We start from the raw sequence: 10,633 nt of genomic DNA on the forward strand, positions 1-10,633 counted from the left end.
CTACCTCTTCGCTTCCGGTTGCTCTCCACCCCGCCTCACGGCGACGCAGTTACCTTCCGCTACATTGCTACGACTTTCAATGACACGGACTTTCACCGTGCTGACAAAGCGTCCTCACGGACGCACTGGGAGGGCCGTAAGGCCCGAATCAAGGTCAGCCCAAGCCGTTGTTTCACGTTATCCGGGCGCCGTGGCGCCCGGTGCGCGGGAGATGGCGTTCAGGCCGCCAGGCCCGACGCGTCGAAGAGGCCTTCGAAGAGGATCGAGCTCAAGTAGCGCTCGCCCGAATCGGGCAGGATGACGACGATGGTCTTGCCGGCGTTCTCGGGCTTGTTCGCCAGGCGGACCGCTGCTGCGACCGCGGCACCGCAGGAGATGCCGGCCAGGATGCCTTCCTCGCGTGCCAGGCGGCGGGCGTAGAGGACGGCGTCCTCGTTGCTTACCTGTTCGACGGCGTCGATCAGGGACAGGTCGAGGACCTCGGGAACGAAGCCGGCGCCGATGCCCTGGATCTTGTGCGGTCCGGGCTTGAGCGGCTCGCCCGCGCGGCGCTGGCTGAGCACCGGGCTCGCCGACGGCTCGACGGCGACCGAGGTGATCGCCTTGCCCGCGGTCTTCTTGATGTAGCGTGAGGTGCCGGTGATCGTTCCGCCGGTGCCGACGCCGGCGACCAGGATGTCGATCTTGCCCTCGGTGTCCTTCCAGATCTCCGGGCCGGTGGTCGCTTCGTGGATCGCCGGGTTCGCCGGATTCTTGAACTGCTGCGGCATGAAGTAGCGATCGGGGTCGGAGGCGACGATCTCCTCGGCCTTGGCGATGGCGCCGGCCATGCCCTTGGCGCCTTCGGTGAGGACCAGTTTGGCGCCGAAGGCGGCGAGCAGCTTGCGCCGCTCGATGCTCATCGTTTCGGGCATCGTCAGCGTCAGCGGGATTCCCTTGGCCGCGGCGACGAAGGCGAGCGCGATACCTGTATTGCCGCTGGTCGGCTCGATCAGTTCCTTGCCCGGGCCGAGCGCGCCGCGCTTCTCGGCGTCGGCGACCAGGGCGGCGCCGATCCTGCACTTCACCGAGTAGGCCGGATTGCGGCCCTCGATCTTGGCGAGCACGGTGGCGTGAGCGCCTTCGGTGATCCGGTTGAGGCGGACGAGCGGGGTGTTGCCGATCGACTGAGCGTTGTTCTGGTAGATCGCCATGAATTTTCTCTCCTCTGAGATCTTGGCTGCGGCTGCCGGAAGGCTGCGCGAAGGATGTGAAGGCGACAGGACCTGGGCGGCGCCGCTGCCGCCGCCTCGCCCCGTCACTCTCCGGGATTCGGACGCAAGTGTAGGCCGGACGAAGGCGAAATTTAAGGAAAAAATCTGCATATCGTAAGAACTGGAAGTAATAAATTGATATTCTTTATTACGATTTAAAGGATAAGCAAATAAGAATTCCTTAGTTTTCCCGCCACGCCCGGCGCCCTAGACTGCGGCCGTCATCAATCCCTGGAGTTGCCATGAAAAAAGCCATCATCGCCAGCCTGTTCGCCACGACCCTGTTCTCCGGTGCCGTCGCCGCGGCCGACGTGAGCCTGCTCAACGTCTCCTACGACCCGACGCGCGAGCTCTACCAGGACTTCAACACCGCCTTCGCCAAGCACTGGCAGGCGCAGACCGGCGACAAGCTGACCGTCCGCCAGTCGCACGGTGGTTCGGGCAAGCAGGCGCTCGCCGTCCGCGACGGTCTCGAAGCCGACGTGCTCACTCTGGCCCTGGCCTTCGACATCGACGCGGTCGCCGAGAAGGGCCTCCTCGCCGCCGACTGGCAGAAGCGGCTGCCGCAGAACGCGGCGCCCTACACCTCGACCATCGTCTTCCTGGTGCGCAAGGGGAATCCGAAGAACATCCGCGACTGGAACGACCTCGCCCGTCCCGACATCGGTGTGGTCACGCCCAACCCGAAGACCTCGGGCGGTGCGCGCTGGAACTACCTGGCCGCGTGGGGCTACGCGCTGAAGCAGCCGGGCGGCAACGAGGCAAAGGCGCGCGAATTCGTCGGCCAGCTCTACAAGAACGTCAAGGTGCTCGACTCGGGCGCACGCGGATCGACGATCACTTTCGTCGAACGCGGCATCGGCGACGTGCTGATCGCCTGGGAGAACGAAGCCTACCTCGCGTTGAAGGAACTCGGCCCGGACAAGGTTGACATCGTCACGCCGTCACTGTCGATCCTCGCCGAACCGCCGGTCGCGGTCGTCGACAAGGTCGTCGACAAGCACGGAACGCGCAAGGTGGCCCAGGCTTATCTGGAGTATCTGTACAGCCCCGAGGGCCAGGAACTCGCGGCACAGAACTACTACCGGCCGCGCGACGCCAAGGTCGCCGCGAAATACAGCAAGCAGTTCGCCAAGGTGAGCCTGTTCACCATCGACGAAGTCTTCGGCGGCTGGAAGAACGCGCAGAAGACGCATTTCGCCGAGGGCGGCGTCTTCGACCAGATCTACCTCTCCGGCCGGCGCTAGGCGACACCCGGCACGCCGGGACAGAGCCGGCGCAGGCGGCGGGAGCGGGCGGATGGCGCGCTCCCGCCGCTTTTCATGGGCAAGTCTTTATAACCAAAAGCGCTGATAACGAATTCAACAATTATTGGAAGTCATAAATAGGCTTCCGTAAACTCGCCACCCGCTGTCGGAGAAACGCGCGGAGAACCGGCCATGGGGTGGGCGGGAGCGCGTATAGACAGCTTCCAGGGAGATAACATGAATTTCCAGCAGTTGCGCATCGTCCGCGAGACGGTGCGCCAGGACTTCAACCTGACCGAGGTGGCGAACGCGCTGTTCACCTCGCAACCCGGTGTCAGCAAGCACATCCGCGACCTCGAGGACGAACTCGGCGTCGAGATCTTCCTGCGCCGCGGCAAGCGCCTGCTCGGCCTGACGCCGCCCGGCGCCGAACTGGTGGAGGTGGTCGATCGCATCCTGCTCGACGCGCAAAACTTGCGCCGCATCGCCGACCAGTTCGCCAGCCGCGAAACCGGTCATTTCGTGGTCGCGACGACGCACACGCAGGCGCGCTACGCCCTGCCGAAAGTCATCAAGTGGTTCAAGACCGACTACCCGAAGGTGCACCTCGCGCTGCATCAGGGCAGTCCCGACGAGATCGCCGAGATGCTCGAGAACGGCGCGGCGGACGTCGGTATCGCCACCGAGGCGCTCGACAAGGTGCCGAGCCTGGTCACCTTCCCCTGCTACACCTGGCAGCACGCGGTGATCGTCCCGCAGGGCCACCCCTTGCTCGCGCGCGAGCAGCCGCTGACTCTCGAAGCGCTCGCCGAGTATCCGATCATCACCTACCACGAGGGCTTCACCGGACGCGCGCGCATCGATGAGGCCTTCGCCGCCGCCGGCATCGTCCCCGACATCGTCCTCTCGGCGATCGACGCCGACGTGATCAAGACCTACGTCGCCGAGGACCTCGGCGTCGGCATCGTCGCGGAGATGGCCTACGACCCCCAGAAGGACCGCGAGCTCGCGCTGATCAAGGCCGACGGCCTGTTCCCGCCGAGCACGACCCGGCTCGCGCTGCGCCGCGGTACCTTCCTGCGCGCCTACACCTACGCCTTCATCGAGAAGATCGTTCCCGAACTCGGCGAGGAATTGGTCAAGGCGGCGCTGAAGCAGCCGTCCAATGGCGAGGAGTGATCAACCTGAGAGTTGGCGAGGGCGCGAAAGAACGAACTGGATTGCCACGGCGCTACGCGCCTCGCAATGACGGGATGGCGACGCGTCATCGCGAGCCCGCAGGGCGTGGCGATCCAGTGCGTAGGGCTGTTGCCGGGTCGCCCGGCTTGGCGCGGCTGCGAAAGAACTAACTAGATTGCCACGGCGCTGCGCGCCTCGCAATGACGGGAAATGGCCCGCGCTCAGTGCATCAGCTGGAACTGGAGCAGGTACACCCCGGCGCCGGCGAGGTAGCCGGCCAGGGCGAGGCCGCTGATCCTCTTCACGTACCAGAAGAAGGGGATCTTCTCGAGACCCATGGCAGCGATGCCTGCGGCCGAGCCGATGATCAGCATCGAGCCGCCGGTACCGGCGCAGTAGGCCATGAACTCCCAGAGGAAGTGATCGGTCGGGTAGTCGGCGAGGCTGTACATGCCCATCGACGCGGCAACCAGCGGCACGTTATCGACGATCGCACTGGCGAGACCGATGATCATCACGATCACATCCAGCCGGCCGACAGTCTGTTCCAGCCACTTGGCGAGATCGGTGAGGATGTGCGTGTGCTCGAGGGTCGCCACCGAGAGCAGGATGCCGATGAAGAAGACGAGGGATGGCATGTCGATCCGCGTCAGCGCATGGACCAGGGTCAGGTGCTGCTTGGCCTCGTCCGGCTTGCGACGATGCACCAGGTCGCCGACCAGCCAGAGGATACCGAGGCCGAACATGATGCCCATGAACGGCGGCAGGTGGGTCAGGGTCTTGAACGCCGGCACCGCGACCAGGATACCGAGCCCCATGAAGAACATCACGTTGCGCTCGAAGTCCGTGGTCGGCAAGGACGCCTCGCTGGCGACGCGTTGCGGTGCGAGCACGTCACGCCCGCGCAGGAAGTAAGCCGAGATGGCGAGCGGTACCAGCAGGCAGGCCAGCGAGGGCAGCAGGACGCCCTCGATCACGGCCAGCGCGGTGATCTGGCCGCCGATCCAGAGCATGGTGGTGGTGACGTCGCCCATCGGCGACCAGGCACCGCCGGCGTTGGCGGCGATGACGATGATGCCGGCGAAGAGCAGGCGATCCTCGCGCTGGTCGAGCAGCTTGCGCATCAGCGAGATCATCACGATCGCCGTGGTCAGGTTGTCGAGCAGTGCGCTGAGGAAGAAGGTGACGAAGCCGACCAGCCACATCAGGGTCGACAGCCTGGCCGTCCTGATGCGCGAGGTGATGACCTCGAAGCCATCGTGCGCGTCGACCACCTCGACGATGGTCATCGCGCCCATCAGGAAGAAGACGACCTGCGCCGTCGTCGTCAGGGTTTCGCCGAGTTGCTCGCCGACCAGGTGCGCGTCACCCGTAGACACGGCGTAGACCGTCCACAGCAAGCCGGCGGCGATCAGCGCCGACGCCGCCTTGTCGATCTTGAGCGGGTGCTCCAGCGCGATTACCAGGTAGGCGAGGACGAAGATGACGATCAGTGCGGTCAGCATGGGAAGAGCCTGATGGGGTGATTTCTTGCCGGCGCGCAGGAAGCCTGGCGCGAGGACGGCCGGGCAGGATAAGAGGAATCCCGTTTCCGGAAAATCAGGCAGACCCCTAAGGGCTTCCCTTAAGAAAGCTAGCGAACCGTGTGTCAGGCCCCGCCAGGCCAAAGCTGCGTCAGGGCCTCAAGCAGCGGCCGGCGCCCCCCAGGCAGGCGCACCTGCAGGCGCGCCAAGCCGGGCTTTACGTCGCCGATGAACTCGGCGACGCGATCTTCGCGTCGTGAATCAGTGCAGCAACTGGGACTGGAGCAGGTAAACCCCGGCGCCTGCAAGGTAGCCGGCCAGGGCCAGGCCGCTGATCTTCTTGAAGTACCAGAAGAAGGGGATTTTTTCCAGGCCCATGGCGGCGATGCCCGCGGCCGAGCCGATGATCAGCATCGAGCCGCCGGTGCCGGCGCAGTAAGCCATGAATTCCCAGAGGAAATGGTCGGTCGGGTAGTCGGCGAGGCTGTACATGCCCATCGACGCGGCGACCAGCGGGACGTTGTCGACGATCGCACTGACGAGACCGATGATCATCACGATCACGTCCAGGCGGCCGACAGTCTGGTCGAGCCACTTGGCGAGATCGCTCAGGATGTGCGTGTGTTCGAGGGTCGCCACCGAGAGCAGGATGCCGATGAAGAACACGAGCGAAGGCATGTCGATCCGCGTCAGCGCATTGACCAAGGTCAGGTGCTGCTTGGCTTCGTCGGGCTTGTGGCGGTGCACCAGATCGCCGACCAGCCAGAGGATGCCGAGGCCAAACATGATGCCCATGAACGGCGGCAGGTGGGTCAGGGTCTTGAACGCCGGTACCGCGACCAGGATGCCGAGGCCCATGAAGAACATCACGTTGCGCTCGAAGTCCGTGGTCGGCAGCGCCGCCTCGCTCTCGATACGTTGCGGTGCGACCACCTCACGCCCGCGCAGGAAGTACGCCGAGATGGCGAGCGGCACCAGCAGGCTTGCCAGCGCCGGCAGCAGGACGCCTTCGATGATGCCGAGGGCGGTGATCTGGCCGCCGATCCAGAGCATGGTGGTGGTGACGTCGCCGATCGGCGACCAGGCGCCGCCCGCGTTCGACGCGATGACGATGACGCCGGCGAAGAGCATGCGATCCTCGCGCTGGTCGAGCAGCTTGCGCATCAGCGAGACCATCACGATCGCCGTGGTCAGGTTGTCGAGGATCGAGCTGAGGAAGAAGGTGACGAAACCGACCAGCCACATCAGGCTCGACAGCCGGGCGGTCCGAATGCGCGAGGTGATGACCTCGAAGCCGTCGTGGGCGTCGACCACCTCGACGATGGTCATCGCGCCCATCAGGAAGAAGACGATCTGCGCGGTCGTCATCAGCGATTCGCCGAGTTGCTCGCCGAGCAGCTGCGTGTCCGGCATCGACACGGCGTAGACCGTCCACAGCAAGCCGGCGGCGATCAGTGCCGACGCCGACTTGTCGATCTTGAGCGGGTGCTCCAGCGCGATGGCCACGTAGGCGAGGACGAAGATGACGATCAGTGTGGTCAGCATGGGGAGAACCTGCAGGTGTGCTGCTGCGCAGCAAATTATTAGGCGGGGAAACCCGCCATTTTACCACTGAAGAAATTTTCCGGAAATCCGGAAACCCCTTATCGGAAGCACAGGCGGATCCTGGCGATGGCCCCTGTCGGTCCCCTGCCGCGCCGCTCGCCTAGCCCCTTGTGCGCTCGCCGAGCAGGCTGAAGCGCACAAGGTCGGGGATGTTGTCCACCTGCAGCTTGATCTGCAGGTTGGCCTTGTACACCTCGACGGTACGCGTGCTGATGCCGAGGGTGGCGGCAATTTCCCGGTTGTGCCGCCCGGCGACGACCAGCTCCATCACTTCACGCTCGCGCGGGGTCAGCGTGGCGAGCAGGCGCGCGTAGCTGGCGACGCGCTCCTCCTCCTCGTAGCCGCGCTGCTCGCGCGCAAAGGCTTCATCCAGGGCGGCGAGCAGGCGCTCCGCATCGATCGGCTTTTCCAGAAAATCGACCGCCTGCGCGCGGAAGGCATCGCGCGCAGCCTCGATGTCACCATGGCCGGTCATGATGATCACCGGCATCCGGCAGCCCATGTCGAGCAGGCGCCGCTGCAATGTCAGGCCGTCGATCCCCGGCATGCGGATGTCGATGAGCAGGCAACCGCGCCAGTCGGCGCGATAGACTTTGAGCAGGCTTTCGGCGTCGCTGAAGACGAGCACCGGATAACCGTGCAGCCCGAGTGAAAGGACCAGTGCGTCACGCACCGAGGCATCGTCGTCGATGATGAAAACCGTCTGTCCGCTAGATGACATCGTCGCTATCTCCTGCACAGGGCAAAACAATCTTGAATGAGCCGTGGTCCGTCAGTTCCGCGCGCAGGCTGCCGCCGTGCGCCTCGACGATGGCCCGGCTGATGGCCAGGCCGAGGCCGAGGCCGCTGGCTTTCGTCGAGCGGAATGCTTCGAACAGTTGCGCCGCCGACTCGCGCGAGGGCCCGGGACCGCTGTCCTCGACGCTGATGCAGACGCGGCGCGTCGCGTCTGCCTCTGCCGCAAGCCGCACACGCCGCTGCCCGGCCGGCAATTCGGCGACCGCATCGAAGGCGTTGGCGATCAGGTTGCGCAAGACGAGCTCCAGTTGCAGACGATCGACCAGAAGCTCAGGCGCCGGCGATGGATCGACCTGGAAGTCGACGCCCAGCTCGCGTGTGCGTGCGGCGAAGCGCTCCGCTGCGGAATTCAGCAGCTCGGCGGTGCCGACGCGTTCGAGGCGAGTGGCACCGGTGCGGAAAAAATCGCGCAGGCGCTGGACCACGTCGCCGGCGCGCCGCGATTCCTGCACCAGGCGGCGGATCGTTTCGCGCAGGCGCTCGCCGGTCTCGCCGCGGTCGAGCAGTTGCCCGCAGGCGTTGGCGTAGATCGACAGCGCCGTGAGCGGCTGGTTGAGTTCGTGCGCGAGCGCACCGGCCATCTCGCCCGCGGCAGCCAGACGCAGCGAACCGCGTAGCTCCTCGCTGACCCGCTGCGTTTCATCGACCACCACGCCGATGAAAAGGCCGACGAAGGCGAGGACGGCAGCGAGCAGCTGCAACTCGAACACCGTCACCGCCACGACGTTCTGCCAATGTACGGTGACCATGATGCCGGCCTGCAGGGCGAAGGCGGCGACGGCGGCACCGGGAACCCCCTGCCGCGCGGCTGCCCAGACCAGCGGCAGGAAGAGCAGGTAGAAATACTGGAATTCGCCGCCACCGCCCAGTCCGAACGCGACCCACAGCACCACCACGGCAAGCGCGACGTAGCCCGGGGTTTCCCAGCGCCGCAGCAGCGCACGCAGGCGATCGCCTTCGGCGAAGAGCAGCGAGAAGAAAGGCATGGTGACGACGATGCCGACCCAGTCGCCGATCCAGAAGCGCACCAGCGCCACCCACCAGTCGTCGGCAGGGATCTGTGCCGACAGCCAGAGCAGGGAGACATAGACCGCGCTGGTCAACAGCGTACCGACGAGGACGATGCCGAGCCAGACGAGCAGACCCTGCCGGTCATGCAAGGCCAGACCGAGCGCATGGCGGCGCAAGGCTTCGGCGATGCTGCCGTAGCCGATGGTGAGCACTGCGGACAGCGCCAGGGTCATCGGCAGCGTCGCCGGCAGTCCACGCACCAGGCCCTCGCCGATCAAGATCGCCGCAAACCAGGGCAGCGCGGCTTTCCGTCCGACCCGGAGCCAATACACGAGACCGAGCGCCAGCGAGGGATTCCAGGGCGTGATGTTGAGACCGTGCAGCGGGTACAGGTAGCTCGCCCGGTCGAGAGCGACGTAGGCGACGACGAAGGACAGTGCGTAGAGGAGGGGCTGCAGGCGCTCCGGGATGGCGATTCTGGGGGCTGGCATGGCTCGATTGTCCACGATTGTCGCGCCCGGCGCATCCTGAAGCTTCGCGCTGATCGCTTCGATGCCGTCATTGCGAGGCGCGCAGCGCCGTGGCAATCCAGTTCGTTCTTCCGTCTCCATGCCCCTGACAGCCATCCACGCGCGACCCGATACGAGACCTACACACTGGATCGCCACGCGCTGCGGGCTCGCGATGACAGTTACGGTAGCAGCCCCTCTGCATGCACTCCCGGCACTGCCGTCATTGCGAGGCGCGCAGCGCCGTGGCAATCCAGTTCGTTCTTCCAGTTCGCGCGCTTCTGCGTGGCAGCGGGCACTTCGGTAAAATCCGGCCGATGAACGACGAAGACTACATGCGCGAGGCGCTCGCGCTCGCGCAGGCGGCAGCAAGCCGCGGCGAAGTGCCGGTCGGCGCCCTCGTGGTGCGCGATGGCGAGATCATCGGCCGCGGCTTCAACGCGCCGATCGGCGAGAGCGACCCGACCGCGCATGCCGAAATCGCCGCGCTGCGCGACGCGGCGCGCCGGGTGGGCAACTACCGGCTGCCCGGTGCGACCCTCTACGTCACGCTCGAACCCTGCGCCATGTGCGCAGGAGCCATCATGCACGCGCGCATCGCCCGCGTCGTCTATGGCGCGCGCGATGCGAAGACCGGCGTGCACGGCAGCGTCCTCGACCTGTTCGCGGTCGAAAAACTGAACCACCACGCCGTCGTCGAAGGCGGCGTCCTCGCCGAAGAATGCAGCCACAGTCTGTCGGCCTTCTTCGCCGCGCGCCGCGCCGCGAAAAAGGGCAGGCCGGCGCCCGTCGCGCCCGCTGATTCTTCGCCGGCAAGCGCAGCGCCAGTCCACATCGACATCTCGCTGGCCGCGCAGACGCTGAGCCTGCTCGATGCCGGCGGAACGCTGCTCGCGCGCTACCCCGTGTCGACCGCCGCCAACGGCCCCGGCGAATGCGCCGACAGCGGCTGCACGCCGCGCGGGCTGCACCTCGTTCGTGCACGCATCGGCGCCGGCCTGCCCGCAAACACGGTATTCCGCGCCCGGCGGCCGACCGGCGAGATCTACTCGCCGGAACTGGCAAGGCAGTTTCCCGAGCGCGACTGGATCCTCACGCGCATCCTGTGGCTTTCGGGTTGCGAGCCTGGACGCAACCGCGGCGGCAAGGTCGACACCATGCGCCGCTACATCTACATCCACGGCACGCCCGACGCAGTGCCGCTCGGCGTGCCGGGCTCGCATGGCTGCATCCGCATGCGCAACGCCGACATCGTCGAACTGTTCGATCGCGTCGCGCCCTACACGCGGGTGCTGATCCGCGACTGACTAACGATCATGGCGAGTCGTGCCACCGCCGAGCATGAAATGCAGCCATTCGCTGCCGTCATTGCGAGGCGCGTAGCGCCGTGGCAATCCAGTTCGTTCTTCTGTCGCTGCGCCCTTCACGCTGCGAGACCCACGCACTGGATCGCCACGCCCTGCGGGCTCGCGATGACGATTAGGCTCTCAGGCCCTCTCCATGCACTC

Annotated in this window: 7 protein-coding genes and 2 pseudogenes; 4 read left to right on the forward strand and 5 right to left on the reverse strand. The window is 65.8% G+C overall.

Going from position 1 to position 10,633, the window contains the following annotated elements:
- Positions 1-218: 218 nt before the first annotated feature.
- On the reverse strand, positions 219-1,193 hold the full coding sequence (gene cysK / locus CCR84_RS10250) for a cysteine synthase A (RefSeq protein WP_201211898.1): 975 nt from the start codon (positions 1,191-1,193) through the stop codon (positions 219-221).
- A 302-nt stretch (positions 1,194-1,495) separates the two neighbouring features.
- On the opposite strand from cysK, the gene CCR84_RS10255 reads away from it, so the two are divergent.
- On the forward strand, positions 1,496-2,500 hold the full coding sequence (locus tag CCR84_RS10255) for a sulfate ABC transporter substrate-binding protein (RefSeq protein ID WP_201211900.1): 1,005 nt from the start codon (positions 1,496-1,498) through the stop codon (positions 2,498-2,500).
- Between the two features lie 237 nt (positions 2,501-2,737).
- Positions 2,738-3,679: a CysB family HTH-type transcriptional regulator gene (locus CCR84_RS10260; RefSeq protein ID WP_201211902.1), complete on the forward strand. Its 942-nt coding sequence runs from the start codon at positions 2,738-2,740 to the stop codon at positions 3,677-3,679.
- A gap of 221 nt (positions 3,680-3,900) precedes the next feature.
- On the opposite strand, the gene nhaD (CCR84_RS10265) is transcribed toward CCR84_RS10260, so the two are convergent.
- From nhaD (CCR84_RS10265) to CCR84_RS10280, 4 genes are all read right to left on the reverse strand, one after another.
- Positions 3,901-5,184, reverse strand: coding sequence for a sodium:proton antiporter NhaD (gene nhaD, locus CCR84_RS10265; RefSeq protein WP_201211904.1), 1,284 nt, complete (start codon positions 5,182-5,184; stop codon positions 3,901-3,903).
- A 279-nt stretch (positions 5,185-5,463) separates the two neighbouring features.
- On the reverse strand, positions 5,464-6,747 hold the full coding sequence (gene nhaD / locus CCR84_RS10270) for a sodium:proton antiporter NhaD (RefSeq protein ID WP_201211906.1): 1,284 nt from the start codon (positions 6,745-6,747) through the stop codon (positions 5,464-5,466).
- Between the two features lie 160 nt (positions 6,748-6,907).
- Positions 6,908-7,528: a response regulator transcription factor gene (locus CCR84_RS10275; RefSeq protein ID WP_201211908.1), complete on the reverse strand. Its 621-nt coding sequence runs from the start codon at positions 7,526-7,528 to the stop codon at positions 6,908-6,910.
- Positions 7,518-9,107 carry a sensor histidine kinase gene (locus CCR84_RS10280; protein WP_201211910.1) on the reverse strand — a complete coding sequence of 530 codons (1,590 nt, stop codon included), beginning with the start codon at positions 9,105-9,107 and terminating at the stop codon, positions 7,518-7,520. Before CCR84_RS10280 ends, CCR84_RS10275 begins: the two co-directional genes overlap by 11 nt.
- Positions 9,108-9,442: 335 nt before the next feature.
- Between CCR84_RS10280 and tadA the strand changes: the two are divergent.
- Together tadA and CCR84_RS10290 are read left to right on the forward strand one after the other, a co-directional pair.
- Positions 9,443-9,898: pseudogene (tadA, locus tag CCR84_RS16510) on the forward strand (tRNA adenosine(34) deaminase TadA); the annotation flags it as partial.
- A gap of 66 nt (positions 9,899-9,964) precedes the next feature.
- A pseudogene (locus CCR84_RS10290) lies at positions 9,965-10,432 on the forward strand (L,D-transpeptidase family protein); the annotation flags it as partial.
- Between the last annotated feature and the right edge of the window lie 201 nt (positions 10,433-10,633).

The sequence above is a fragment of the Rhodocyclus purpureus genome (assembly GCF_016653115.1).
GTDB lineage: Bacteria > Pseudomonadota > Gammaproteobacteria > Burkholderiales > Rhodocyclaceae > Rhodocyclus > Rhodocyclus purpureus.